We start from the raw sequence: 26663 nt of genomic DNA on the forward strand, positions 1-26663 counted from the left end.
GCGGATTTCATGGATTTCAACGGGGAACGTTCACATGGACATCAGAAAGATTATTTGCGGTACGGTGTTGGGAGCCGCCACCGTTGCAGCTACGGCTGCGTCGGCACAGGAAGTTAACGTTTATTCCTTGCGTCAGCCTTTTCTTGTCGAGCCGCTGTTTGAAAGCTTTACCAAGGAAACCGGCGTTAAGGTCAATGTGATCTTCGCCGAAAAAGGTCTTGTTGAACGCATCAAGCAGGAAGGGGCCAATAGCCCGGCCGATCTTCTGATGACGGTCGATATCAGCCGAATTCAGGAAGCCGTTGATGCGGGTGTTACAGAGGCCGTCGACAGTGACGTCCTCGAAACCAACATTCCGGCCCATCTGCGCGATGAAAACGATCAGTGGTTTGCCCTGACCCAGCGTGGTCGTGCGCTTTATGCCTCCAAGGATCGTGTCGCTGAAGGTGAAATCACCACCTACGAAGATCTTGCTGATCCGAAATGGAAGGGTCGCGTTTGCACTCGTCCAGGCTCGCATGACTATAACGTTGCCCTGATTTCCTCGATGATTGCCCATCATGGTGCCGAAGAAGCCAAAACGTGGCTCGAGGGCCTGAAAGCAAACCTTGCACGTAAGCCACAGGGCAATGATCGCGGTCAGGTCAAGGCGATCAAGGAAGGCGAATGCGATGTTGCCATCGCCAATACCTATTACTATGGCAAGATGCTTGATGATCCGGAACAGCGTGCATGGGCTGAATTGGTAAACATCGTTTTCCCGAACCAGGATGGTCGCGGCATGTCGATGAACATTTCCGGCATGACCCTGATCAAGGGTGCACCGAACAAGGAAAATGCCGTCAAGCTGATGGAATTCCTTTCGGGCGACGAAGCGCAGAAAATCTACGCCGAAGTGAACTATGAATATCCGGTCAAGCCGGGTGTTGAATGGTCCGATTATGTGAAGTCGTGGGGCACCTTTAAGGCTGACGAACTTCCGCTGGCCGAAATCGCCCGTCTGCGTGCCGATGCGGTTCGCATGGTTGATCAGGTCGGCTACGACGAATAACTGAATTTTCGTTTTTCGAATAATTCCGGAAAGGGGCGGTAACCATTACCGTCCCTTTTTTGTCGGCAAAACGGGGCCGGCTCTGTGCACAGGCAGGAGGCGTACAAGGCGGTTATGTTCTATTCGCTCTTGCAAAACAGGGTGGCTGCCCTTTAATTTCCCGGGCAGCGAGTACAAATCATTCTTACTTGCCTTCACGCTTTGCGACCATTTCAGGAGATTCAAGATGACTTCACTGCGCAACAAGGTCTTTGGCATGATGGGCGCGGTGGTCGGATTGACGGCATTTCATGCGAATGCTGCCGAAGAAGTAAATGTCTATTCGCTGCGACAGCCTTTCCTGATCGAACCAATGTTCGAACAATTCACCAAGGAAACCGGCATTCGGGTCAACACACTGTTTTCCCAAAGCGGTCTGGTTGAACGCATCAAACATGAAGGTCGTAACAGTCCTGCCGATCTTTTGCTTACTGTTGATATTGGTCGTATTCAGGACGCCGTTGATGCCGATATCGCGACACCGCTTCAAAGCGATGTGATTGATGCCAATATCCCCGAACAGTTTCGTGATCAGGATCACCTGTGGGTCGGCCTGACGACCCGTGCACGTGTCCTTTATACGTCGCTTGACCGTGTGAAGCCCGACGCCATTGCGACATACGAAGAACTTGCCGATCCGGAATGGAAGGGGCGCATTTGTGTCCGTTCTGGAATGCATGTTTACAATATCGCACTGGTGGCCTCGATGATTGCCCATCATGGCGAGGAATACACAAAAATTTGGCTTCAGGGACTGAAGGACAACCTTGCGCGCAAACCGCAAGGGGCGGATATCGATCAGATTGAGGCCGTATCCCAAGGCGTTTGCGATCTGGCAATCGGCAATTCCTATTATTATGGCAAGATGCTTGATGATCCAAACAAAGCCGATGCTGCCAAGGATGTCCGGATTGTTTTCCCCAATCAGGGCGACCGCGGCACGCACGTGAATATTTCAGGTGTGGCCCTGATCAAGAATGCGCCGAACAAGGAAAATGCGATCAAGCTGGTCGAATTCCTGTCCGGGGACGAGGCGCAGCACATGTATGCAGACGTGAACTTTGAATATCCGGTCAAGCCAGGGGTGGCTTGGTCGGAAATGGTTCGTTCCTGGGGCACCTTCAAATCCGATACCTTGCCGCTTAACGAAGTTGCCAATAACCGTGGTGCGGCCATTCGTCTGATCGACGAAGTCGGCTTTAACGAATAGGGCGCAGCTCGCGTGAACAATTTCTGCCAGACCGAAGACGATCGCGATATCCGGCCTTCTGCTGTAACCGAGACGCTTGATCCGTTGCGCGAACGTTCGCTTGGAACCTCCATGCGCTGGCTGCCGCGCGGCCAATCAGGTCTTTGGCTGGCCGGGGCGTTTATTATCGCACTTCTTGTCGCAACACCGTTGATTGCGGTTGTTTATCTGGCGTTGTTCCCGACGGAAAACATCTGGCCGCATCTGGCATCCACCATGTTGCCGCGATACCTGAAAAATACCGGTATCCTGATGCTGGGTGTTGGTATTGGCGTGACGTTGATCGGTGTTTCGGCGGCATGGGTCGTAACCATGTGTCGCCTGCCGGGCAAACGGTTCTTTGAATGGGCGATGCTGCTTCCGATGGCAGTTCCGGCCTACATTGTTGCCTATGTCTACACCGATCTTCTGGAATATGCCGGTCCGTTGCAGCGCCTTCTGCGCGAGATTTTCGGCTGGCAAACCGCGCGTGATTACTGGTTTCCTGATATCCGGACCAAGGGTGGTGCGATACTGGTGCTTAGCCTGACGCTGTATCCCTATGTTTACATGCTGGCCCGGGCTGCCTTTTTGGCACAGTCGGTCTGTGTTCTCGAAGCTGCACGTGTTCTCGGGCGTTCGGCCTGGAACTCGTTCGTAACGGTTGCCTTGCCTTTGGCGCGTCCGGCTATCGTGGTTGGTGTCGTCATTGCGCTGATGGAAACCTTGAATGATTTCGGGACCATCGATTTCTTTGCTGTCCATACCCTGACGGCCGGTATTTTTAATGTCTGGCTCGGTATGGGAAATGCCGGCGGAGCTGCCCAGATCGCGCTGACCATGCTGGCGGTAGTGATTGTCCTGATCGTCGCTGAACGTTATTCGCGCCGTCGCCAGCGTTTCCACGATACGACCAACCGCTTTCAGGAATTACCGGGTTATGAGCTTGGTCCGGTCGCCAAATTTTTTGCGCTGTCTGTCTGCATCCTACCGATTGTGCTGGGTTTTGTGATCCCATCATTGGTGTTGGTCTATTATTCCGTTGGCTATTTTGATCAAAGCTGGACCGCCGATTTCTTTGAATTTGCTGGCAATAGTTTGCTGGTATCGGGTCTTGCAACCTTTGTTGCGGTTGGTTGTGCCGTGTTCCTTGGCTATGCCTTGCGTCTTTTCCCGCAACCTCTTCTGCGGTTCTGCATTCGCATGGCATCTGTCGGCTATGCCGTGCCCGGGGCGGTTCTGGCAATCGGGGTTCTGATCCCGTTTGCGCGGTTTGATAACGCGGTTGATGCCATGATGCGCGAAACGTTTGGCATATCTACCGGCCTGCTTCTGAGCGGGACCGTCTTTGCCATTGTTTTTGCCTATGCTGTGCGTTTTATGGCGGTTTCCTATGGCTCTATTGAGGCTGCACTTGGCAAGGTCCGACCAAGCATGGATGACGCGGCCCGCACATTGGGCGAAAGCCCTTGGGGAACATTGAAGCGCATTCATTTTCCGATGGTGCGTGGCGGCATTCTGGCAGCGGCGGTTCTCGTCTTTGTGGACGCGATGAAGGAACTTCCGGCGACGCTGATCCTTCGGCCGTTCAATTTCGAAACACTGGCGACGCATGTCTATCAGTTCGCCAAGGATGAAATGATCGAACAGGCAGCCCTTGGTGCATTGACCATCGTCATTGTCGGTGTCGTTCCGGTGATTATGTTAAGTCGGGCGATTTCCCGATCCCGCCCGGGGCATGATGGCGCATCGTCGCGCCATTGACGTTCCCGTTCCGGCGGATCACTATCTCCGCTATATGATCCCGTTAAGTTCGACAGGCTGCTGATGACCACGCCACATAATAATCCTGCCAATTCAGATATTTGCCACCAACCGGGACTGACGCGGCTTGAAGATGCGCTGCGTATTGCATTTGACGAAGTCGCTGTTCGTCTACCTGTAATTGAGGCGCCTCTTACTGATTGTTATGGGACGATCTTGCGCAAGGATATCGTTGCCAGGGTCGACGTCCCGTCGGTGGATAACTCGGCAATGGATGGATATGCATTTTGCCATTCCGACTTGCAGGAATTTGTTGGTAAGGGGGATGTGCAAATCACTGTTGGCGGTGTGTCGCTGGCGGGGCATCCGTTTGCGGGGGAAATCCCGCGCGGGCAGGCAATCCGTATTGCAACTGGGGCTGCCATTCCTGAGGGCGCAGATTGCATCATCATTCAGGAAAATGTCACGGCGAATGCCGAGGAAACGCTTTTGACCGTTTCGCAGGATGTGGTCGCAAAGACCCGCCAGCATCAACATATCCGTCGTCGCGGCGAAGATGTTGCGACTGGTGCGGTTATCCTGCCAGCCGGTAAACGCTTGCGCCCGCAGGATATCGCGGTTGCCGCCGGGCAGGGGTATCAGTCAGTGTCGGTGTCGAAGCCCTTGTCGGTTGCCGTTTTCTCGACCGGGGATGAACTGGCTAAGCCCGGAGATCCGCTGCCGCCCGGTGGCGTTTACGATTCTAATCGGTTTGCCATGATCGGCATGTTGCGCGCTTGCGGGTGCGCGATTACTGATCTCGGCCTTCTGGCTGATGATTTTGATGTGTTGAAAACCGCCTTAAAGGGGGCCGCCCAAACACATGATGTCATCATGACATCGGGTGGGGTATCTGTTGGTAAGGCGGATCTGTTGAAGCCTGTTGTCGATAGTCTTGGTGAAATTCAGGCATGGAAGCTGGCAATCAAACCCGGCAAACCTTTGATGCGCGGTCGTATTGGGGATTGTGTTGTCATCGGCTTACCGGGAAATCCGGTTTCGGTGATGGTTTCCGGGCTGCTTTATGCCATGCCGCTTCTTTCGCATATGATGGGGGCATCGGACGACGTTTGTGCGCCCCTGCGATTGCCGGCCATCGCAGGGTTTGACTTTAAACGTGGTACGGGGCGTCGCGAATGGCTGCGCGCCCGTCTGGTGCAGGATGACGATGGGCAATGGGTTGCGATGCCTTACCATTCGGCGAGTTCCGGCATGTTATCCTCGATGGTGTGGGCCCAAGGCCTGATCGAAATCGCCGAGGATTGCGGGCAGGTCAGAACGGGTGATCAGGTACTCTATCTGCCATTTGGTGGTTTGCAGGCATTTTAAAAACTGATCCAGATCATGGAATTTGCATCCTTTTCCGGTGATGTTTAACAAAACATCGGAACAGGGGTGGAAAGCGGATGACTGTATCAGTGACTTTTTGCGGGGCTGCGGGTGGTGTTACCGGTTCATGTTATCTACTGCGCACCGACAGTGGTGACATCGTTGTCGATTGCGGTATGTTTCAGGGCAGCAAGACAGTTCGCGAACTGAACTATGGGGCTTTCCCGTTCAAGGCTGCTGACATTCGTGGGGTGCTTTTGACCCATGCGCATATCGATCATTCCGGCTTACTTCCCAAACTGGTAAAGGCAGGTTTTAACGGGCCGATTTATGCGACGGAACCGACCTGCGACCTACTGACCTATATGCTGCCTGATTCCGGTTACATTCAGGAAACAGAGGTCGAACGCCTTAACCGCCGCAATGTTCGGCGCGGCCGACCGGAAGTCACCCCGATCTATACCCGCGAAGATGCGGAAAAAACTCTCAAACGGTTGCAACCCGTCGACTATCATGAATGGCGTGAAGTTCTGCCGGGCTTACGGGCGCGCTACTGGGATGCCGGGCATCTTTTGGGATCCGCTTCGATAGAAATCGAAGTGGATGATGAGGCCCCGGACGGTGAGCCACGTACCCTGCGACTGCTGTTTTCTGGCGATATCGGCACGGGCGAGGCGGTGTTTAACGATGCGCCCGAAGGGCCGAAAAACATCGATTATCTGTTTGTTGAATCCACCTATGGTGATCGCAATCGCCCCGAAGTCAGCGATGCAGAGCGCCGCGAAATGCTGGCTGTGGAGGTTCGCCAAGCCATTCAGGCCGGCGGTAATCTTGTAATCCCGAGTTTCGCAGTGGCCCGTACACAGGAACTGCTTGTCGATCTGGCGACCCTGTTTAATCGTGGAAAACTTCCCAAGGCGGATGTTTTTGTCGATAGCCCGCTGGCCCAGCGCGCGACCGAGGTTTTTGCCAAACATCTCTCCCATGATGATGCACGTGCCCTGGCCCATCCCAATTTTCATATGGTGCCCGATGTTGAGGCAAGCATGCAGTTGGCACGGGTCAGAAGCGGCGCGATCATTTTATCGGCAAGTGGCATGTGCGATGCCGGGCGCATTCGCTATCATTTGAAAAACAACCTGTGGCGGCCGGAATGCACGGTGCTGATGGTCGGTTTTCAGGCTGCCGGGTCGTTGGGCCGTGTGCTGCAGGGCGGGGCAAAGCATGTCCGCATTCATGGTGATGAAGTCGATGTGCACGCCCGAATCAGGACGCTTGATATCTATTCCGGACACGCCGATCAGGACATGCTGCTGCGCTGGACAAAGGAAAGGATGCCGATATCGCGGCGCATTTTCCTGACCCACGGCGAAGACGGGGCGCGCGCCGCTTTGCAACAGGCCATGATCAATCACGGGATCGAAGAAAGCAAAATCGCACTCCCGATGCTTGATGACACCGTGACGCTCAAACGCGGGCAGGCAAAACAGGCCGAATTCAAACCGCGCCTGCCTGTTGGCGAGATGTCCCGTGATGACTGGCACAACCGCTATGCCCATAGTGTTACAGAACTTTCTGAAAAACTTCGCGCACTCGACAGCAACGAAAAACGCGAAGCCCTGCTCGAAAAAGTCTTGCAAGATATCGCATCGGCATGAGAGCAATAGCCCGATGGCAGGCTGGAAATACCGTAAAATACGGAAATGCTTGCCAACGGGCGATATCGTGTCACCCTATATCGGGTTGAGAAGGTATCGAGGGACACTACGAGAGCGGGCGGATATATGTCGATCGTGGGGAATACCGGCTATCGTGTTCTGATCTATAGCCACGATACATTCGGCTTGGGCCATTTGCGCCGCTGCCGGACCATTGCGCATGCGCTTGTTTCGCGTCGGGACGATGTGTCTGTGCTGATCCTTTCCGGGTCGCCGATCATCGGCAGTTTCGAATTCCGTTCACGAGTTCGATTTTGTGCGTATTCCGGGCGTGATCAAGCTCTCGAATGGTGAATACACATCGCTTAATCTGAATATCGACGTCGATCAGACTCTGGCGATGCGTGAATCCATTATTCAGCATACCGCCGATGTGTTTAATCCCGATCTGTTCATCGTCGACAAGGAACCGCTTGGCTTGCGCGGTGAAGTTAAATCGACACTTCAGATGTTGCGCCACCGTCGCACGCGCCTTGTCATGGGCTTGCGCGACGTGATGGATGACCCGGTCAATCTGCGTGAAGAATGGGATCGCAAAAAATGCGTTCCGGCTCTGGCCGACCTTTACGACGAAATCTGGGTCTATGGCCTCAAAGACATTTGCAATCCGCTTGAAGGCATTGATCTGCCGCCGGGTGTCGAAGAAAAAATGACCTATACCGGTTATCTGCCACGTACCGCGACGCGCAAACCGACCCCAGAACATGGCGCGCTTGGTCTTGAGGAACCCTATTATCTCGTCACGACCGGTGGTGGAGGGGACGGGGTTAATCTGGTTGATTGGGTGATCAGTGCCTATGAGGCCGATACTGATATTCCTGTTCCTTCGCTTGTCGTGCTGGGGCCGTTCATGGCACCAAATGACCAGCAGGCGTTCATGGAACGCGCGGAAAAGATTGATAAGCTTTCGGTCATTACCTTCGATGCCAATGTCGAAATGCTGATGGATCGATCCGCCGGTGTGATCGCAATGGGTGGATACAACACGTTTTGTGAAATCCTGTCCTTTGACAAACCGGCAATAATCGTGCCGCGCACCGTGCCGCGGCTTGAACAATATGTTCGCGCGTCGGCTGCCGAAAAACTTGGTCTGGTCAAAATGCTGACCGAAGATGGCGGGCGTCCGCCGATGCAGATGGCCCAAGCCCTTCGGGGTCTGATTGATCAGCCAAAGCCGTCACATGTAACCGTGCCAAACCTGATGGGTGGCCTTGATAGTGTTGGCGATCAGGTTGAACGCTGGCTGCCGCCGCAGCTTGCCGCAGAGTAAGATTTTCCGGGATAACAACAGATGACATGCGACAAGCTTGCAATCGTGGTGAAAGGATATCCACGATTGTCGGAAACCTTTATTGCCCAGGAAATCCTCGGTATTCAGCAGGCAGGTATTCCTTATCGTATTGTATCACTGCGTCATCCGACCGATAAAAAACGCCATCCGGTCCACGAAAGGATCACGGCTGAAATCGATTACCTGCCGGAATATGTCTATCAGGAACCGATGCGCGTGTTTCGCGGCTGGTTAAAGGCCCGCAAAATGCCGGGATATCGTCGGGCGAGAAATATCTGGTGGCAGGACTATCGCCGGGATCGCACGCCGAACCGCGCCCGTCGTTTTGCGCAAGCATTGGTAATGGCGGCGGAGCTGCCGGACGATATCACGCGCATCTACGCCCATTTCCTGCATACCCCGGCATCGGTTGCGCGATATACAGCGATGATGCGCGGTCTTCCGTGGTGTTGTTCTGCACATGCCAAGGATATCTATACCAGCGAAGATTGGGACATGCGTGAAAAGCTGGCCGATATGGATTGGCTGGTGACCTGCACGAAGGCCAATGTCGACCATCTGCAAAAGCTGGCCGATGATCCGGCCAAGGTGAATTTGCTTTATCACGGCCTTGATTTTTCACGTTTCCCGGAAGATTTGCCGGACCGGATGCCCCGTGACGGCCGGGATCCCGAACATCCGGTAACGATTCTGTCGGTTGGTCGGCTGGTCGGGAAAAAGGGTTATGACGATCTTCTGCGTGCACTTGCTGATTTACCCAAGAATCTGCATTGGCGGTTTGTTCATATTGGTGGTGGCAATGGCGATAAATACAAATCGCTCGCGACCGATCTTGGAATTTCCGATCATTGTGACTGGCAGGGGCCGCGTGACCAGAAAGAAGTGATTGCGGCCTGTCAGTCCGCCGATCTGTTCGTGCTGGCAAGCCGGGTGGAACAGGATGGTGATCGTGACGGATTACCAAATGTCCTGATGGAAGCACAGCTTTGCGGTCTGGCGGCGGTTTCAACGGCAATTTCAGCCATTCCGGAACTGATTACCGATGGCCTTAACGGCAAACTTGTTCCCGAACGTGATCCCAAATCATTGTCCTTGGCAATGGCTGAATTGATTGCCAATCCGGCGTTGCGCGATCAGATGGGGCGCAAGGGCAACGAAATCGTTCGACGGGATTTCTCATTCTATACCGGCATGAAGGAACTGGCACATCGCTTTGGTGTTGATGCACCGGTAGCCGGAACTGCCGCGCAACAACCGGCAGCGGAGTAGGGGACGGCAAACGTGCAGATCGCCTTTTATGCACCGTTAAAGCCGATTGATCATCCGATACCATCCGGGGATCGCCTGATGGCGTGCCTTCTGTGTGAAGCGCTAGCGCAAGCCGGACATAAAGTTGATATCGCATCGCGCCTGCGCAGCCGGGTTGGCGATGGCAATATCCTGCGTCAGGCGCAAATCGCCGAACTGGCGTCAAAGCTGGTCGTGCGGCTATTGCGGCAATATCAGAACGGCAAACGCAAACGCCCCGATATCTGGTTTACCTACCATCTTTATTACAAGGCCCCGGACTGGATTGGTCCGGTGATCGCTAAAGCTCTGGATATCCCTTATGTCGTAGCCGAGGCATCCTTTGCCCCTAAACGTGCAAACGGCCCCTGGGCGCAAAGCCACGCAGCCGTTGAACATGCCCTGCGATGTGCCAGTGCGGTATTCTCCCTAAATCAGGCGGATATGGAATGTCTGGCGCCGATATGTGCTCAGGACCGGTTGCATTATCTGGCACCCTTTACTCATACCGAAAACTGGCATGCTGCCGATCGCGGTGAAATCGATCCCGATAAACCGGTTCAGTTGGTGACAACCGCAATGATGCGGCCGGGCGATAAACTGAAATCTTACGAGTTGCTGGCAGCCGCACTTGGCAGGCTCAATGCGTGGAATGTGATAAACTGGCATCTGACCGTAATCGGCGACGGTCCGGCCCGCGCCGACGTTGAAGCAGCCTTTGAACGGCACGCAATCAACCCCGATCAGCTTGATTTCGCCGGTCTTTGCGATGCCGATCACACGCGTATCATTCTTGCGCGATCTGATATGTTTGTCTGGCCAGCGATCAACGAGGCCTATGGTATGGCGCTCCTCGAGGCACAGGCGGCAGCATTGCCTGTTCTGGCGGGCGACTGTGGTGGTGTTTCGGGTATTGTCGCGGATGGCAAAACCGGATGGTTGGTGCCGGTTGGCGATATTGATGCGTTCGCAGGCAAACTTGCCGAGTGCCTGGCATCAGACCGATACAGTGCCTTGCGCGATATGGGACAATCCGCGTCGCAGAAAGCAGAGCAGATGCATACAATAACCGCTGCGGCCAAAGAGCTTGGTAATGTCCTGCATGATGTGATGGAAAGTCACGGGAAACGGAAACAGGGATGAGCAGCTTTCATTTTGCCCTGTTACGGCATGGCGTTACCGCGTGGAATGCAGAAAGACGTATTCAGGGCCAAAGCGATATTCCTCTGCTTCCCGAAACTGTTGACGAATATCGCAGCCTTCAGTTGCCCCAAAAATGGTGTGCTGTTCCATGGCGGGTCAGTCCGTTGATCCGGACAATCCAAACAGCAGACGCACTGGCGATTGACGGTGTTTCACCCGATGAGCATTGGATCGAGATGAACTGGGGTGATTGGGAAGGGAAAAAGCTATCTGATCTGCGCCGTGATCTTGGTGCGCAAATGCGGGAAAATGAAGATCGCGGCTGGGACTTTCGTCCGGATGGAGGCGAAAGCCCACGCGATGTCCTTTCCCGAGTTGAGGCCGCATTGGCTAGCAATCGTGACGGTAATTTTGGTGTCGTGACACATAAGGGCGTTATTCGTGCAGTTTATGCTGCGGCATGCGGTTGGAATATGATGGGAAAAAGCCCGGACAAACTCGATTGGAAAGCCATTCATGTCTTTTCCTGGTCTTCCGATGACGGGCTTGGCATCGTTGATCTGAATTGTCCGCTACTTGAACGGGACGGAACAACCACATGAGCGACATTCTGATCTATGTTCAGCATCTGCTTGGCATCGGCCATGTCCGACGCGTTGCCCTGATCAATGCGGAACTTGGCAGGCTTGGCATGACAACAACTGTTGTCACCGGAGGTATCCCGGATGCCTCATTGGATTTTGGCAGCGATAATGTGATCCAGCTTCCCCCTTGCCGAACCGCAGATAGCGGTTTTTCCGGATTGATCGATGAAGTCGGCAACCCGGTTGATGAGGCATGGAAGCAACAGCGAAAGCAGGCTCTGTTTGATGCGTTCAATGTCGTTGCGCCCAAGCTTTTAATGGTCGAAATGTTCCCGTTTGGCCGTCGGGCCTTCCGCTTTGAATTGTTGCCGTTACTCGATAAGGCCGGGCAGGCGGGGATTCCCCGTATCTGTTCCGTTCGTGACCTTCTGGTGCGCAAATCCGATCGTTCGAAAGAAGCATGGATGCGTGATATCGCGCGCAGCCATTTTGACCGTGTGCTGGTTCACGGCGATCCGGCGCTTTTTGATTTCGGTCGCAGCTTCCCGTTTGCCAATGATATCGCCGATTTGATCGAATATACCGGCTATGTCGCACCCAAAGCCGATTTTGCGGCAGGCGAAAGAAAGGGTGTTCTTGTTTCTGCCGGTGGTGGCGCGGTCGGAACTGCGTTGATTGAGGCGGCAATTGCTGCGCGTCCACTATCCAGCCGCTTTACCGATCAGCCTTGGGATATCGTGGCCGGGCCGCATTTCCCGCGTGAAGCATTCCAGCGCCTTGAGGAAAACCTGCCGACAGGGATAAACTTGCATCGCTTTTTGCCGGATTTCCGTGAACGCATGGCACATGCCTGTGTTTCCGTCTCGCAGGCAGGCTATAATACCTTGATGGATGTTCTGGCGACGGAAACCGCATCGGTCATGGTTCCATTCGCCGATGGTGGTGAAAGCGAACAGGCTGAACGTGCTGCTATTTTGGCGGGAAAGAACGTACTGTCGTTGCTTGATCCCGACGATTTGAATCCACAATCATTGGCAAATCAAATAGATCGGGCGAAGAATCCTGTTAAATTAGATATATCTCTGGACGGGGCAGGGATAACTGCGGCTAAACTCGCAGAAAGAATAAGAGGGAAGGCATGAGCACCTGGGATCAACTTCGCGCAGAGCTGGATCTGTGGCAGTCCGAAGAACGGATTGCCACGATGTGGTGGCGCGACGACGACGCGGTTGCAGTTACGTCAGCCCTGGAAACCCTTCTTGCCTTCGAACAGGATCATGGGGTTCCTTTGGCTCTTGCAGTGATCCCGGCTGATCTTGAACACGATCTTGTACTGCGTCTGGCAGAAACACTTGATACCCGGGTGTTGCAACACGGCTGGTCGCATACCAACCATATGCCTGCAGGCCGCAAAAAGCAGGAACTGGACGATGTTCGTGATATTGGTGCGGTTGTCACCGATATTCGCCGTGGGTTTGACGTCCTGTCATCACAGTTTGGCAACCGTTTCCTGCCCGTCATGGTGCCGCCATGGAACCGCATCGCCGATGACGTCATGAGGGCTTTGCCGTCACTTGGCCTGCGCGGTATCAGTACGTTTAACGCGCGATCAGATGCCTGTCCCGTTCCGGGGCTCCTGATGGTCAATACGCATGTCGACGTGATTGACTGGCGCGGAACGCGTGGTTTTGCGGGCGAAGATCAATGCATCAATGCGATGATTTCCCATTTGTCCGCGCGTCGGAACGGTGTGGTGGATGACGCGGAAGCCACGGGGCTTCTAACCCATCATCTGGTTCATGATGATGCAACGACAAGATTTCTTGAAAACCTGTTTTCGTTTGAGCATGCGGCGCTCAAATGGTTGCGAATTCCCGGAGTTTTCCCATGGCAATAAGCCCTATCGAAGAAACCGGCGGTGTTGAAACAGCCGATCCGGTCAAACCGGCTGGTGTGCGTGATCGTGATGTGCAGATCATGGGATATCCACCAAGACTTATGGCTCCGGATATGGCGAAATCGGTGGCTGGCCTGCTGATTTGTGGTGTTATCGCATTGATCCCTGAAATGTTACCGATCATTCAGTGGACTGCCGCGGGGCTTGCATTGCTGTTTGTTGTCTATTTCGTCCGCACCTTACTAAGGTTTCAATCAAAGATTTATGTGTCGGAATATGGTATCCGGGTCAGCAACCTGCGTGGTGGTACGGCGTTCGCCTGGTCGGAACTTTCCAAATTCCGGTTGCGTTATTTCTCTACCCGTCGCGATGGCAAAAAGGGATGGTTCGAACTGACCCTGCAGGCAGGGGATGCAAAAATCGTCACAGAATCAACATTGGACGGTTTTGATGATCTGCTTGAAATTGCCCGGGATTGGGCCAAAGATAACCAGTTACTGGTCGACGACATAACAAGAACCAATCTGATGCGCATGGATGAGGCCGAAACAATGGTCCAGGCAGCCGCATCAAGTCGGGCAGGCGGCATTGGCGAGGGAAGATGACCGATATACTGCGTATCCGTGACTTGAAAGTCGAATTCGTTTTGCCCCATATGCGGGTCAAGGCGGTCGAAAATGTAAGCTTTCGCATTGGTCCGCAGGAAACCGTGGCTCTTGTCGGGGAGTCCGGATCAGGGAAAACCACCATTTCCCAGGCAATTATGGGATTGCTACCCAAATCGGCACAGATTACCAACGGATCAATTGTGTTCGCTGATCCAAAAAAGCCCGGTACACGGGTCGACATCGCAATGCTGGATCGCTCGGGTGCTGAAATGCGCTCCATTCGTGGTGGCCGTATTTCGATGATTTTTCAGGAACCGATGAGTTCCCTTTCGCCGCTTCATACCATTGGTGATCAGATTTGCGAGGCAGTCCGCCTTCATCGCAAGGTCGGGACGGGCGAGGCCAAGGAGCTTGCCCGCGAAATGCTGGAACTTGTCGGGTTTCCCAATCCGAAAAGGTCGTTAAAGACATATCCGTTCGAACTGTCTGGTGGTTTACGCCAGCGTGCGATGATTGCCATGGCGATGGTATGTCGTCCGGCCCTGCTGGTTGCGGATGAACCGACAACTGCACTTGACGTGACGATACAGGCCCAGACACTTCGCCTGATCAAGGATATGCAGTCGGAACTGCAAATGTCTGTTCTGCTGATTACCCATGATCTTGGTGTGGTCGCCAATATGGCAGACCGAATGGTGGTGGTTTATGACGGTCGGGTTGTGGAGAGCGGTTTGACGCATGATGTTTTTGTCAATCCGGGACACCTCTATACCCAGTCGCTACTTTCTGCCGTCCCGCATTTCGATATGGGGCCCGATGAACGCCTGCGCCCGTTGCGTGAAATCAAGCCCAAAGTAGATAGTCTGCTGACTTTCTGTGGCGACAAGGATTCTTCGGGCGAGGGGGATGTTCCACCGTCTCTGGCATTGCATCCGGCAATGGCGAGCGAACCGGTTTTGGCCGTCCGCCACCTTTATAAAAGTTTTGCCGTGCGCAAAGGTAACTGGTTCAAGGCCGAGGAACAGGAAATTGCTGCTGTTGCCGATGTATCGCTGACGATCAATCGTGGCGAATGTGTTGGTCTGGTTGGGGAAAGCGGCTGCGGTAAAACCACTCTTTCCAAATTGATCATGCGGGCGATGGCACCTGATAGCGGTTCAATCCTGTTTCGCGGTGAAAGCGGTCAGATGACCGAATTGACCGGTTTGAACGAAGATCAGCTCAATCCGTATCGAAAGCGTATCCAGTTTGTGTTTCAGGACCCGTTCGGCTCGCTTAATCCGCGCATGACCGTGCAGGATATCATCACGGAACCGATGATCATTCATGGTATCGGTGACACATCCTATCGCAAGAAAATGGTGCTGGAACTGATGGAACTGGTGGGGCTTGATCCACGGTTCCTGAACCGCTATCCGCACAGTTTTTCCGGTGGGCAGCGGCAGCGCATTGGCATCGCGCGCGCCCTTTCACTTAAGCCGGACCTTTTGATTTTTGATGAACCGACATCTGCACTTGATGTGTCTGTTCAGGCGCAAATCCTGAATCTTCTAAAGGATTTGCAGCGTGAACTTAAGCTGACATACATGTTTATTTCGCACAACCTGGCAGTGGTTGATTATATCGCGGACCGGATTGCGGTGATGTGTGCCGGGCGGATTGTTGAGTCGGCACCGCGCGAACAGTTGTTTAGAAACCCCGTTCATCCCTATACCCAGGCATTGCTTAATGCCGTGCCATTTGCCGATCTTGATCATCTTCTGGATTTCACCAAGATCGTCGATGGCAAGGCTTCAGATCCGCGCCGCTGGCCGGCACCCTTTACCATTGATGCGCAGTCGGATCCCCGTATGGTCCAGTTTGCAGAAGATCATTTTGTCCGTGCCGCACGTGCCGATTATCAGGAGATCGCCATATGAACCCGATTAATGTTCCTGCGTTCTCTGCGGGGTGGTTCAACAGGTCACGCAATAAACTTGCACGTACTGGCCTTGGGGCGATGATGCTGGCTGGAATAATATCGCTTGGCAGCCCGGCACAGGCTGAAATCCCGTATTTCAAGGATGCCGTGTCAAAAGGTGAACTGCCACCGATGGCGGAACGCCTGCCCGAACATCCCAAAGTCATCGACTTTACCGCCGAAAACAAGGAAATCGGTAAATATGGTGGTGATCTGGTTACCATCATGGGGCGTTCACGCGATATTCGCATGGCGGTGGTATATGCGTATGCCCGCCTGATCGGCTATGACGAAGACCTCAATCTGAAGCCTGACATTCTTGAAAGTCTGGATGTTAACGATGCGGGCAATGAATTTACCCTGCATATCCGCAAAGGCCACAAATGGTCTGACGGCGAGCCCTTCACGGCCGAGGACTTCCGCTATTTCTGGGAAGATATCGTCAATAATGATGAACTGTTTCCCGTTGGTCCGCCCCGCTTCCTGTTCGTAGGCGATGAACCGGCAACATTCGAGGTTCTGGACGAATATACCGTTCGTTACAGTTGGTCCCAGCCCAATCCGTTCTTCCTGACGGAGCTGGCGGCAACGCGCCCGCCTTTCATTTATCGTCCGGCGCATTACCTCAAACAGTTTCACGAAAATTACCGTGATGCCGCCGAACTTGATGCGATTGTCAAAGAACGTGGTTTGCGCAGCTGGGCGGTGCTCCATACTGACAAGGACCGTCCCTACAGGCTTGAAAATATTGAACGTCCATCGCTGGAGCCATGGCTTATCCGGACCGAAGAACCGTCTGACCGCTTCATCTTTGAACGTAATCCGTATTACCATCGCGTTGATCCCGACGGCAATCAGTTGCCCTATATCGATCGGATGATCTTCAACATCTCCAACGCCAAGCTGGTTCCGGCCAAGGTTGGTGCGGGCGAGGTCGACCTGCAAAGCCGCATTCTGTCGCTGCAGGATTATACCTTCCTCAAGCAGTCCGAGCCTCAGCAAAACTTCAAGGTTAATCTTTGGGATGTTGGTTACGGTGCCTATGCCGCACTTTACCCGAACCTGACCTGCTCCGACCCGGTCTGGCGGAAATTGCTGCGTGATGTGCGTTTTCGTCGGGCATTGTCGCTTGCCATTAACAGAACCGAGATCAACCGGGTGATGTTCTTTGGTCTGGCGACACCAACCAACAATACGGTTCTGCCCAAGAGCCCGCTTTTCAAACCGGAATATCGCGAAAGCTACATTAAGTTTGATGTGAAGAAAGCCAATGCGCTGCTTGATGAAGTTGGCCTGACCAAGCGCAATGATGACGGTATCCGTTTGATGCCCGATGGCCGTCCGCTTGAGGTCATTGTCGAAACCATGGGCGAAAATCCTGAACATGATGACATGCTGGAACTGATCGGTGACAGCTGGAAACAGATTGGTGTGAAACTGTTCGTCAAAGGATTGCAGCGCGAAGTTCTGCGTAATCGTGCGTATAGCGGTGAAACCGTCATGTCGATTTTCAATGGTGTCGATAGCGGCCTTGCTACGCCTGCAACCGTTCCGGCCGAGTTCGTTCCGATCCAGCAGGATAGCCTGCAATGGCCGAAATGGGGGCAGTATTTCCAGACTAATGGCGAGGCAGGCGAGGCACCGGATTTACCTGCTGCAAAGGAACTCATGGAACTTTACGGCAAATGGGTGAAGGGCAATGACGCTGCCCGCAAGGAGGCTTGGCAAGGCATTCTTGATATTAATGCGGAAAACATGTTTTCGATTGGTCTGATTGGTAATGTGCCGCAGCCGGTTGTGGTCCGCAATGATTTGCGGAATGTGCCAGAGAAAGGCATTCACAGTTGGGAACCGGGCGCCTTCTTTGGAATTTACCGTCCCGATACATTCTGGTGGGACCGTTGATCGCAGTGGTCTGAAATCGAACGCATCATTCCGGGCAGGGAAACCGGGCGATGCGTCAGGGGGAGCTTAACCGCCGATGCTGACTTTCTTGGCAAGACGGCTTTTTGTCATGATGCCCACGCTGTTTTTTATCAGCGTGCTGGTGTTCATCATCATTCAATTGCCGCCGGGCGACTTCCTGTCCACCTATCTGAATGAATTGCAGGCGCAGGGCGAAGCGGTCGATCCGGCCAAGATTGCTTTCCTCAAACAGCAATACGGCCTTGATCAGCCGATCTGGCTGCAATATTTCGATTGGGCCTGGGGATTACTGCATGGCGATCTTGGTTTTTCCTTCGAATATAACCTTCCGGTCACCGAGGTGGTCGGGGATCGCCTTTGGCTTTCGGTCGTTCTGAATTTCAGCACGGTCCTGTTCATCTATATCGTCAGCTTCCCGATCGGAATCTATTCGGCCACCCGTCAATATAGCTGGGGCGATTATGGCTTTACCTTGCTCGGCTTTCTCGGTCTTGCCATGCCGAACTTCCTGTTTGCGCTGATTCTGCTTTATTATGCCAACGTGGTTTTCGGAACCTCTATCGGTGGGTTGATGGACCCGGAATTCATCAATCAGGGCTGGTCCTTTGCCAAGGTCATGTCGGTCGCCGAACATCTTTGGGCACCGGTTCTGGTGATTGGTACGTCGGGAACGGCGTCGATGATCCGGCGTCTGCGTGCCAACCTGCTTGATGAACTGGGCAAACAATATGTCGTTACCGCCCACGCCAAGGGCCTGTCGCCAGCGCGGGTTCTGTTCAAGTATCCGCTGCGCATGGCCCTGAACCCGTTCATCGCCGATATCGGCAATATCCTGCCGCAGGTTGTCTCGGGCTCTGTGCTGGTATCTGTTGTGATGTCGCTGCCGACCACCGGGCCGATGTTGCTTGCCGCCCTGCAAAGTCAGGACATGTATTTGGCAGGATCATTCCTGATGTTTCTGGCGCTTCTGACTGTGGTCGGCATGTTTGTATCTGATCTGCTTCTTGCCTGGCTTGATCCCCGAATTCGCCTGCAGGGAGGGGTATCACAATGAGCCGCAGCGACGATAAACGTAACGAGCATTTCATTGATACCGCACCTTTTGATCCCTGGGATCGCGAGGAACTGACACCCGCGCAGGAAAAATACTATCTTGCGTCACAGTGGCAGCTGATCTGGTGGAGGCTTAAACGTCATCGGCTGGCTTATGTTTCGCTGATCATTCTGGCGATCATGTATGCATCCGTTTTCATCGTTGAAATCCTTGCGCCCTATGCGCAGGAAACGCGGAACTCGGAATATATCCATCACCAGCCACAGGCAATTCATCTGTTTCATGACGGGAAATTTGTCGGACCCTTTACCTATGGCACCGATTTCTCGATTGATATGGAAACGCTGAAACCGATCTATACGCCAAGCGACAGCCGCGTCGAAAAAATCCGCTTCTTCTGTTCTGGTGATCCCTATGAATTCTGGGGCCTGTTCGAAGCCGATTTTCATGTGATGTGCCCGGCCGAGGACGGAACCCTGTTCCTGTTGGGCACGGATCGGCTGGGGCGCGATATGCTGTCACGAATGATTTACGGCGCACGCGTGTCGCTGACCATTGGTCTGGTCGGTATCGCGGTCAGTTTCATTCTCGGCATTCTGATTGGCGGGGCGGCGGGGTATTACGGCGGATGGGTCGATGCAACCGCGCAGCGTCTGATCGAAGTCATCCGCTCCATGCCCGAAATCCCGTTATGGATGGCGCTATCGGCGGCCTTGCCGGTAACATGGAGCCCCATCCTGATCTATTTCGGGATCACGATCATTCTGGGCCTGATCGACTGGACAGGACTTGCGCGTGCGGTGCGATCAAAACTTCTGGCGCTGCGCGAAGAAGACTATGCCCTTGCCGCACGCCTGATGGGGGCAAAACCCAAACGCATCATCGCCCGCCATCTGCTGCCGAACTTTGCCAGCCACCTGATCGCATCGGTAACCCTTTCGATACCTAACATGATCCTTGGCGAAACAGCACTCAGTTTCCTTGGCCTTGGCCTTCGCGCACCTGTTACCAGTTGGGGTGTGCTTCTGAACGAGGCCCAGAACATCAACGCCGTTGCGGTTTATCCTTGGCTAATGTTGCCAGTCGTACCGGTCGTGATCGTCGTTCTGGCGTTCAACTTCCTTGGTGATGGCCTGCGGGATGCGGCTGATCCCTACAAGAATTGATCTTTCTGCCAAATGCAAAACAGCCCGTCAGTGTGTGGCGGGCTGTTCTGTTTTAACGCGGAACCGGATTTGATCGCAGTTGGGCCATGGAAGGCACCATCGCAATCAACGAAAGTGCCAGCCCAAAGCCGCAAACAGCGGGCCAGCCACCCAGTCCCCAGGCGTAAGTCGCCCCGGCCGAGCCGAACGAACCGCCAAGAAACATGCCGGTCATATAAACGGTATTGATCCGGCTGCGCGCCTCGGGGACCAGACCGAAAATCACATGCTGGTTGGAAATCATTGCGCTTTGCACGCCGAAATCCAGAATGATCACGCCAAGGATTAGCCCGGCCAGTGCCGTCCAAAGCCCAAATGCCAGCCACGAAATCACACAAATGATGACACCTGCGGCAATGACGCGTGACGGGCCATATCGATCCGCCAGCCGACCCGAAAGGGGCGCTGCCAGAACACCAATCGCCCCAAGAACACCGAACAGCCCGGCGATATCTGCCCCCAGCTGATAATCGGGTTCCTGAAGATGCAGTGCCAATATGGTCCAGAAGGCCGAAAATGATCCGAACAGGGCAGCCTGCGTCAATGTCGCACGGCGAAGGGCCGGCTGTTGCTTGCACAGGAACAGCACGGATAAAAGGGCTTCGCCATAGCCGATGGATGTGCGTGCCTTGTCCTTTGGCAACATCACCGCCATCAGGATCGCAGCAAGAACCGCCACCGGGGCGGCAAGCCAGAACATTTCGCGCCAACCAAGATGGGTTGAAACAAACCCCGCCAGCGTGCGGCTCAAAAGAATACCGCAAAGCAGGCCCGCCATAACCGTTCCGATGGTTTTGCCACGGCTTTCGGGCGGAGTCAGTGCGGTCGCATAGGGGATGATCTGCTGGGCGACAGTCGAACAGGCACCCAGCAGGACTGACGAGGCAAACAGAATGTAATCTGTCGGTGCGGATCCCTCGATCACAAGCACAAGGGCCAGCAGAAGAAACTGCAGGACGATCAGTTTGCGCCGGTCAAACAAATCGCCAAGTGGCACCAGCAAAAACAGGCCAATGGCGTATCCCAACTGCGTTGCCGTCGGGATCAGGGCCGCTGTGCCGCTTTGGCCGAATTCCGCCATGATGATGCCAAGCATCGGCTGATTATAATAGATATTGGCAACGGCAAGACCGGCAGCGATCGCCATGACAAAGGTCAGTCCCCGGCCAAGACCCGGAGCATCTGTTCGCGACATCGACTTAATCCTGATTAATCTCGGGTCGGGTGGAAGGACGTTTTCCCGGCGGGCAGGCGGGGCTTGGCGCCCTGTTGTTTCCGTAAATTACGGCTTGGCTTGATCTTATCTGGTCGGAATTACTTTTTGCGCAACCATAAACTGGTCTCATGCGCACCTTCGGGAAGGTGAATGCCATTGGCAATCGACTTGCTCAGAAGATCCTTCAGGCGTGTCGTGGCATAGGCACTGGACCACAGGATTTCAAACCCGTTCCCGGCAAGCAACGCCGCGACGCCCTGCTGTTCGTTATATCCGCGCCATTGCCAGATTTCCGGGTAATCATCGGGCAGGGTGATGTCATGAATATGAATGATCGTCCCGCTAGGCAATGACGGTATGACCGTTGAAAACAGCAGATCAACATCCGTTCCGGGCATCAGGATATGGCTTGAATCAATCGAAAGAATATCCGCACCCGACAATGACCTGAACACGGTCGGATCGGCTTTTTGCACGATGGTCCGTTCAACCGTGATCGGAAGGGCTGCAATATCGGCACGTGGTGCCGGATCTATCGCGTGAAAGAGGGTTTCAAGTTCACCATCCAGAATGGCGCGATAATAAAATCGTGTCGAATGACCCGATCCGATTTCAATAATCCGTTCCGGGCGAAATTCACGCGTCAGCACATAAGCCATCATCCCGTCCAGCCGCGGGAACCAGCTTTGCTGCCAGCGCGGGTCGGGCGGGGTGGCATTGCCGAAACTGGCAAACGCATCCTGATATTTGGCGGCCTTTGTAAGCCATGCCTTCATGGTCGGTGCGGCCTGATCCATCATTGCCTCGATGGCCGGGTAATGCGGTCGACCAACGGCATTGGCGGTTTCGGCGGCATAGCGATACGGAATGAAATAACCGGCAGGCGACGCTGTCAGAAGCGTCTTAAGCCCCAGTTTCAAACGGCGCCATTTCCGTGGAAGCGGAAGATTGCTCATCAGATTTCCCCCCGGGGCACCCCGGTCAGTCACAAAACGTGTTGTCTTCGCCGCGCCAGCGCCGGATCAGCCAAAGCGCAAAAAAGAACGCAACAATCGAAAGTCCGCTCATGGCGTAATAGGCATGCGACCCGAAATGATCATAAAGCGGACCGGATGCCCAGATCGCACTGCCAAGAAAAACACCCATCGACAATGTCGCCATCAGACTTTGCGCCGACGTCGCCAATTGGGATGGCACCGCACGGGCAATAAAGCTGACAGCCGCCAGATGGGTAATACCAAATGTCATGGCGTGCAATGGCTGCACCAGAACAATCAGCCAGAAATTGTCGGTCATGCCCAGAACTGACCAGCGCAAAACACCGGATGCCGCTCCAATGGCAAACAGGACCCCTGGATGCCGCCCCCGGACATATTTCCCGGCAAAGGCAAAAAGGGCGATTTCGGCAATCACCCCAATGGACCAGAACGCCCCGATCACATCGTGGGTATACCCGACATTTTCCCAATGGACGGAGGCAAAGCTGTAATAGGTGCCGTGCGATCCTTGCGCAAAACCGATGCAGCCCAGATAAATCAGGAATACCGGTTTGCGCAGCAGATAGATAATTGATGATCCGGACCGCAACGGTCGGTCGGTTTGTGGATCGGGCATACGGGTGACGATGGCAAAATTGACAATCCCGGCAATGAACAGCAGCCAGACAATCCAGGCGGTCGATGTCCCGTCCAGCACCCATCCCGCGCCATAAGAGGCCCCGATAAACGCAAGCGACCCCCAAAGCCGCACCCGCCCGTAATCAAGTTCCTTGGCCTTGCATTCATGCACTGTAATCGTCGTACCCAGCGGCAATAACGGCGCAAAGGTGAAGCCGATGATCACTGACAATCCTGCCAGCCACCAGAAATTGCTTGATACCGGGAAGGCAAGAACCGTAACGACATAAATCCCCGCCAGCCAAAGCATCGGCGTTTTACGGTTGCCCGTACGGTCCGCGCGTTGTGCAATCAATGGGTCGGCAAAAACCCGAACCCAGTTGGGCAGGGACAGCAGAATGCCGATTTCGCCCGCCGATAATCCCTGGCTTTTCAACCAGACCGGCCAATAGGGCAGAAACACACCCTGAATAAGGAAAAGCCCCACGAAAAACAGCGCAAGGATCGTTGCGGTTTTCATGCTCGGGTCGTCTAATGACGGAAGGATGGGTTTATTGATCATGCCGTGATCTGCCGCCGTTTAAGACCACGCACGATGAACCGCGCAGGATGGAGCGCATCCATCAGGGACTTTTCAAGGGGCAGGGGCATATTGCATATCTCGCTGGCAATTATTTCGGCGGCGAGCGGGGCAGCAATCAGCCCGCGTGCGCCAAATCCGGTACAGATATACACGTCTTTGTGGTAAGTCGCATCGACATATCGTGCCGCCTTTTTCCCTTTGTCTATATCGGCATAAGCCAGAAGATAGGCACCATAGTCCGGTGCAGGACCAACTACGGGCAAATGATCTGGGGTTGTGGTCCGAAGTGCCGCCCGGCCAGACAGTGCCGCCGGATCAAGCACATCGGCAAGCTTTGGCAATACCTTGCCCAGTTGCCTGACATTGAAGGCATGATCGTCTTCGCGTAAATCCGTCTGGCTATCGTCGCGCCCGAATGTCGCGCCAAACACATGAATGCCATTTCGCGCCGGGGTCAGGTATCCCTTGTGACTTAACACACAACGGATCGGATGATCCCCGTAACAGTCCCGAAGCACGCCTTCGTCAAAATAACTGATCTGCCCACGTACCGGACGCAGGTAATCCGCAAGCCAGTCGGTTTGGTAAAATGCGCCGGTTTCGGTGGCACCTGCGATGATGATGGCATCAAACGGGCCAAATTCACGATCATCGGCGGATTTCACTACTTTGCCGTCGCCATCGTCAAAAATGCCGACGATATTCGCCCTCGTATGGCATTCAATCCCACGCGCAAGGTACGACACCAGTGACGGCGGATTGACCCAGCCCGCATCTGGATAAAACAACCCGCCATGCGGCAGCGGCAGGCCAAAGATGGTACTGGATTCTTCGCGATCAAGCAAACGGACCAGATCGGGACTTTGCCCCAGTCTATTGATCAGTCCTGCCTGACGTTCTTCATCACGCGGGCCCGATATCAGATCAAGCACGCCACAGAAACCGGCTTCGATATGTGCGGCTTCTGCAAGTGTCCTTACCAATCGCTGGCTATAGCGAAAACCCGCTTCGTAAAACCGCCCAGTGATTGCGTCATCGACGGTAAGGTAGGGTTCAAGCATCCCGATCGGGTTGCCGGATGCCGCGTCGGCCAAATGATCCGATTTTTCAAAAAGCGTTACCGCACATCCGCGATTGTGCAGGGCGTGCGCACAGGCGGCACCGGCCATGCCGCCGCCAATGACTGCGATTTGTTTTTTGCCGGTTGTCTTTGGCAAAACAAACCAGGGATTTTGATCAATTCCTTTGCCGCTGGTGTCCTGATCAGGGGTATCCCTCGGCGCAAGTCTGGCCGTAATCATATCGCGCTTATAGGCATATCCCTTGCGCTTGTTGATCTCGAACCCGGCCTGTTCCAGCCCGTCGCGCACGATGCGTGCCGCACTGAATGTCGCAAGGGTCGCTCCATCATGACTTGATGCCGCGGCAAGAGCATTGAACAATTCCGGCCGCCACATATCGGGATTGCGCGACGGCGCAAAACCATCAAGGAACCAGCAATCGATTGTTCCGTGATAATCACGGTAACAGTCAATCGCATCCCCGATCAGAAGTGTCAGCGTGACCGAACCATCATCCGATCCAAAACGATGTACACCGGGCAACATGGTTCCGGTCGGCCATTGCGCGACCAGTTGCCTTGAAATATCGGCCAATTCCGGCCAGTTCTGATGTGCGCGTGCCATCGCATCACGCGTTAGTGGGAATTTCTCGACCGATACGAAATGAAGCCGTCTGGACCGCGCCGGGTCCTTTTGCCAGCAATCCCACGCGGCAAGAAAATTCAGGCCTGTGCCAAAGCCGGTTTCGCCAATCGTGAAATTCTCACGGTTTTGCCAAGCCTCGGGAAGGTTATTGCCCGCCACAAACACATATTGCGTTTCGGCCAAGCCGTTCTTCGGATTGTAATAGATATCACCAAATTGCCGGGAATAGGGGACGTTCCCGTCGCGCCAGATAATGCCGTCGGCTATTTCGGCGTTATCGCCGGATGGTTCATCTGCGCTCATGCAGACAGTGCCTCGGCATCTTCTTCGGACACAAGTGCCAGTGCTTCGCGCACGGTATCAACACCCGCACCCTTGCGATGGGCATTTTCGCTTAGATACCGGCGCCATTGTTTGGCTCCGCGCATATGCTGAAACAGTCCCAGCATATGCCGCGTCACATGGCCAAGCGTCCCGTTGTCCGATTTCAGATGTTCGTCAATATAGGGCAGCATCGCCTCGACCACCTGATGGCGGCTTGGGACCGGGGTCTTATCGCCATAAAAACGACGGTCGACATCCGAAAGAACATAGGGGTTCTGATAGGCTTCACGCCCGATCATCACACCATCAACCTGTTTAAGGTGCTCTTCGGTTTCGTTCAGCGTCCTGATGCCGCCATTGATCAGGATTTCAAGTTCCGGCAATTCCTGTTTCAACTGGTAAACCAGTTCATATTTAAGCGGTGGAACTTCGCGGTTTTCCTTGGGGCTGAGCCCGTTCAGCCACGCCTTGCGGGCGTGCACGATGAATGTCTTGCACCCGGCATCGGCCACGGTTTCTACAAATCGTTTAAGTGACGGGTAATCTTCCTGATCATCGATGCCGATACGGTTTTTGACCGTTACCGGCGCGTCGCTGGCGCCAATCATCGCCTTGACGCAATTTGCCACCACATCGGGTGTCGCCATCAGACAGGCACCAAAGGCACCGTTCTGCACGCGATCTGACGGGCAACCGCAATTCAGGTTGATCTCGTCATAGGCATAATCATTAGCAATCTCGCAGGCGCGCGCCAGATCATCGGGGTTACTGCCACCAAGCTGCAGGGCAACGGGATGTTCGAGCGCGTCATAACGCAAATGCCGGTCCGCGCCGCCATGAATGATCGCCCCTGTGGTGACCATTTCGGTATAAAGCAACGTATGCCGACTGATCTGCCGCAAGAAATAGCGATCATGCCGATCCGTCCAATCCATCATCGGGGCGACGGAAATACGCCGATTGACAGTCATACCGAGTTGTTCCTGATCCTGCATATCTGATTGGGGTTGCCGTTTTCCGGGCGCGGTCTTTATATATGTTCCGGGATTTAGGGTCAAAACTCATTCGGCGATGCATGGCTGCATCGCGCATTGC

Annotated in this window: 22 protein-coding genes; 17 read left to right on the top strand and 5 right to left on the bottom strand. The window is 54.2% G+C overall.

Annotation, left to right across the window (positions count from 1 at the left end; all coding sequences use genetic code 11):
• Positions 1-34 precede the first annotated feature (34 nt).
• The 17 genes from R1T41_RS17235 (at position 35) to R1T41_RS17315 (ending at position 20084) form a co-directional block, all read left to right on the top strand.
• The gene (locus R1T41_RS17235) at positions 35-1051 is read left to right on the top strand and encodes a Fe(3+) ABC transporter substrate-binding protein (RefSeq protein ID WP_317338123.1); all 1017 of its coding nucleotides are present in this window, start codon (positions 35-37) and stop codon (positions 1049-1051) included.
• 226 nt (positions 1052-1277) lie between these two features.
• Positions 1278-2300, top strand: a complete 1023-nt coding sequence (locus R1T41_RS17240) for a Fe(3+) ABC transporter substrate-binding protein (RefSeq protein WP_317338125.1) — start codon at positions 1278-1280, stop codon at positions 2298-2300.
• Positions 2301-2312: 12 nt separating this feature from the next.
• A complete protein-coding gene (locus tag R1T41_RS17245) occupies positions 2313-4082 on the top strand; it encodes an iron ABC transporter permease (protein WP_317338128.1) in 1770 nt (589 codons plus the stop codon).
• Between the two features lie 63 nt (positions 4083-4145).
• Positions 4146-5450, top strand: a complete 1305-nt coding sequence (glp, locus tag R1T41_RS17250) for a gephyrin-like molybdotransferase Glp (RefSeq protein WP_317338130.1) — start codon at positions 4146-4148, stop codon at positions 5448-5450.
• A 77-nt stretch (positions 5451-5527) separates the two neighbouring features.
• Positions 5528-7108, top strand: a complete 1581-nt coding sequence (locus tag R1T41_RS17255; protein WP_317338132.1) for an MBL fold metallo-hydrolase — start codon at positions 5528-5530, stop codon at positions 7106-7108.
• Positions 7109-7234: 126 nt separating this feature from the next.
• A complete protein-coding gene (locus tag R1T41_RS17260; protein WP_317338133.1) occupies positions 7235-7462 on the top strand; it encodes a hypothetical protein in 228 nt (75 codons plus the stop codon).
• Positions 7425-8438: a glycosyltransferase family protein gene (locus R1T41_RS17265; RefSeq protein WP_317338135.1), complete on the top strand. Its 1014-nt coding sequence runs from the start codon at positions 7425-7427 to the stop codon at positions 8436-8438. The genes R1T41_RS17260 and R1T41_RS17265 overlap by 38 nt, the downstream gene beginning before the upstream one ends.
• A 21-nt stretch (positions 8439-8459) precedes the next feature.
• Positions 8460-9728, top strand: a complete 1269-nt coding sequence (locus R1T41_RS17270) for a glycosyltransferase family 4 protein (protein ID WP_317338137.1) — start codon at positions 8460-8462, stop codon at positions 9726-9728.
• Between the two features lie 12 nt (positions 9729-9740).
• Positions 9741-10889 (top strand): glycosyltransferase family 4 protein, encoded by a 1149-nt coding sequence (locus tag R1T41_RS17275; RefSeq protein ID WP_317338139.1) that lies wholly within the window; start codon positions 9741-9743, stop codon positions 10887-10889.
• A complete protein-coding gene (locus tag R1T41_RS17280) occupies positions 10886-11491 on the top strand; it encodes a histidine phosphatase family protein (RefSeq protein WP_317338142.1) in 606 nt (201 codons plus the stop codon). The genes R1T41_RS17275 and R1T41_RS17280 overlap by 4 nt, the downstream gene beginning before the upstream one ends.
• Positions 11488-12615, top strand: coding sequence for a glycosyltransferase family protein (locus R1T41_RS17285; protein WP_317338144.1), 1128 nt, complete (start codon positions 11488-11490; stop codon positions 12613-12615). The genes R1T41_RS17280 and R1T41_RS17285 overlap by 4 nt, the downstream gene beginning before the upstream one ends.
• Entirely contained in the window at positions 12612-13370 is a 759-nt protein-coding gene (locus R1T41_RS17290) for a polysaccharide deacetylase family protein (RefSeq protein WP_317338145.1), read from the top strand. Before R1T41_RS17285 ends, R1T41_RS17290 begins: the two co-directional genes overlap by 4 nt.
• Positions 13361-13975, top strand: coding sequence for a hypothetical protein (locus R1T41_RS17295; RefSeq protein WP_317338146.1), 615 nt, complete (start codon positions 13361-13363; stop codon positions 13973-13975). The genes R1T41_RS17290 and R1T41_RS17295 overlap by 10 nt, the downstream gene beginning before the upstream one ends.
• Positions 13972-15897, top strand: coding sequence for an ABC transporter ATP-binding protein (locus R1T41_RS17300; protein WP_062959725.1), 1926 nt, complete (start codon positions 13972-13974; stop codon positions 15895-15897). Before R1T41_RS17295 ends, R1T41_RS17300 begins: the two co-directional genes overlap by 4 nt.
• Entirely contained in the window at positions 15894-17843 is a 1950-nt protein-coding gene (locus R1T41_RS17305) for an ABC transporter substrate-binding protein (protein WP_317338151.1), read from the top strand. The genes R1T41_RS17300 and R1T41_RS17305 overlap by 4 nt, the downstream gene beginning before the upstream one ends.
• Positions 17844-17919: 76 nt before the next feature.
• Complete coding sequence (locus R1T41_RS17310; protein ID WP_317338152.1) at positions 17920-18918, top strand: ABC transporter permease; 999 nt, start codon at positions 17920-17922, stop codon at positions 18916-18918.
• On the top strand, positions 18915-20084 hold the full coding sequence (locus R1T41_RS17315; RefSeq protein ID WP_097050379.1) for an ABC transporter permease: 1170 nt from the start codon (positions 18915-18917) through the stop codon (positions 20082-20084). Before R1T41_RS17310 ends, R1T41_RS17315 begins: the two co-directional genes overlap by 4 nt.
• 52 nt (positions 20085-20136) lie before the next feature.
• Here the strand turns inward: R1T41_RS17315 and R1T41_RS17320 are convergent, their stop codons facing one another.
• The 5 genes from R1T41_RS17320 to dusA all read right to left on the bottom strand — a co-directional run bounded on the left by R1T41_RS17320 (position 20137) and on the right by dusA (position 26539).
• Entirely contained in the window at positions 20137-21318 is a 1182-nt protein-coding gene (locus tag R1T41_RS17320; RefSeq protein ID WP_317338153.1) for an MFS transporter, read from the bottom strand.
• A gap of 119 nt (positions 21319-21437) precedes the next feature.
• On the bottom strand, positions 21438-22295 hold the full coding sequence (locus R1T41_RS17325) for a class I SAM-dependent methyltransferase (protein WP_317338155.1): 858 nt from the start codon (positions 22293-22295) through the stop codon (positions 21438-21440).
• A 25-nt stretch (positions 22296-22320) separates the two neighbouring features.
• Positions 22321-23517, bottom strand: coding sequence for a 3-phenylpropionate MFS transporter (locus R1T41_RS17330; protein ID WP_317338157.1), 1197 nt, complete (start codon positions 23515-23517; stop codon positions 22321-22323).
• The gene (mnmC, locus tag R1T41_RS17335; RefSeq protein ID WP_317338158.1) at positions 23514-25547 is read right to left on the bottom strand and encodes a bifunctional tRNA (5-methylaminomethyl-2-thiouridine)(34)-methyltransferase MnmD/FAD-dependent 5-carboxymethylaminomethyl-2-thiouridine(34) oxidoreductase MnmC; all 2034 of its coding nucleotides are present in this window, start codon (positions 25545-25547) and stop codon (positions 23514-23516) included. The genes R1T41_RS17330 and mnmC overlap by 4 nt, the downstream gene beginning before the upstream one ends.
• Positions 25544-26539: a tRNA dihydrouridine(20/20a) synthase DusA gene (gene dusA, locus R1T41_RS17340; RefSeq protein WP_317338160.1), complete on the bottom strand. Its 996-nt coding sequence runs from the start codon at positions 26537-26539 to the stop codon at positions 25544-25546. Before dusA ends, mnmC begins: the two co-directional genes overlap by 4 nt.
• Between the last annotated feature and the right edge of the window lie 124 nt (positions 26540-26663).

Origin of the sequence: Thalassospira lucentensis (assembly GCF_032921865.1) — a bacterium.
Lineage (GTDB): Bacteria > Pseudomonadota > Alphaproteobacteria > Rhodospirillales > Thalassospiraceae > Thalassospira > Thalassospira lucentensis_A.

Excerpts from the sequence above, each read along its gene's own strand:
- R1T41_RS17310 (WP_317338152.1), top strand. The coding sequence starts at position 17,920 with ATGCTGACTTTCTTGGCAAGACGGCTTTTTGTCATGATGCCCACGCTG.
- R1T41_RS17330 (WP_317338157.1), bottom strand. The coding sequence starts at position 23,517 with ATGATCAATAAACCCATCCTTCCGTCATTAGACGACCCGAGCATGAAA.
- R1T41_RS17305 (WP_317338151.1), top strand. The coding sequence starts at position 15,894 with ATGAACCCGATTAATGTTCCTGCGTTCTCTGCGGGGTGGTTCAACAGG.
- glp (WP_317338130.1), top strand. The coding sequence starts at position 4,146 with ATGACCACGCCACATAATAATCCTGCCAATTCAGATATTTGCCACCAA.
- R1T41_RS17285 (WP_317338144.1), top strand. The coding sequence starts at position 11,488 with ATGAGCGACATTCTGATCTATGTTCAGCATCTGCTTGGCATCGGCCAT.
- dusA (WP_317338160.1), bottom strand. The coding sequence starts at position 26,539 with ATGACTGTCAATCGGCGTATTTCCGTCGCCCCGATGATGGATTGGACG.
- R1T41_RS17295 (WP_317338146.1), top strand. The coding sequence starts at position 13,361 with ATGGCAATAAGCCCTATCGAAGAAACCGGCGGTGTTGAAACAGCCGAT.
- R1T41_RS17240 (WP_317338125.1), top strand. The coding sequence starts at position 1,278 with ATGACTTCACTGCGCAACAAGGTCTTTGGCATGATGGGCGCGGTGGTC.
- R1T41_RS17270 (WP_317338137.1), top strand. The coding sequence starts at position 8,460 with ATGACATGCGACAAGCTTGCAATCGTGGTGAAAGGATATCCACGATTG.
- R1T41_RS17290 (WP_317338145.1), top strand. The coding sequence starts at position 12,612 with ATGAGCACCTGGGATCAACTTCGCGCAGAGCTGGATCTGTGGCAGTCC.
- R1T41_RS17235 (WP_317338123.1), top strand. The coding sequence starts at position 35 with ATGGACATCAGAAAGATTATTTGCGGTACGGTGTTGGGAGCCGCCACC.
- R1T41_RS17325 (WP_317338155.1), bottom strand. The coding sequence starts at position 22,295 with ATGAGCAATCTTCCGCTTCCACGGAAATGGCGCCGTTTGAAACTGGGG.
- R1T41_RS17315 (WP_097050379.1), top strand. The coding sequence starts at position 18,915 with ATGAGCCGCAGCGACGATAAACGTAACGAGCATTTCATTGATACCGCA.
- R1T41_RS17320 (WP_317338153.1), bottom strand. The coding sequence starts at position 21,318 with ATGTCGCGAACAGATGCTCCGGGTCTTGGCCGGGGACTGACCTTTGTC.
- R1T41_RS17300 (WP_062959725.1), top strand. The coding sequence starts at position 13,972 with ATGACCGATATACTGCGTATCCGTGACTTGAAAGTCGAATTCGTTTTG.
- R1T41_RS17260 (WP_317338133.1), top strand. The coding sequence starts at position 7,235 with ATGTCGATCGTGGGGAATACCGGCTATCGTGTTCTGATCTATAGCCAC.
- R1T41_RS17280 (WP_317338142.1), top strand. The coding sequence starts at position 10,886 with ATGAGCAGCTTTCATTTTGCCCTGTTACGGCATGGCGTTACCGCGTGG.
- mnmC (WP_317338158.1), bottom strand. The coding sequence starts at position 25,547 with ATGAGCGCAGATGAACCATCCGGCGATAACGCCGAAATAGCCGACGGC.
- R1T41_RS17255 (WP_317338132.1), top strand. The coding sequence starts at position 5,528 with ATGACTGTATCAGTGACTTTTTGCGGGGCTGCGGGTGGTGTTACCGGT.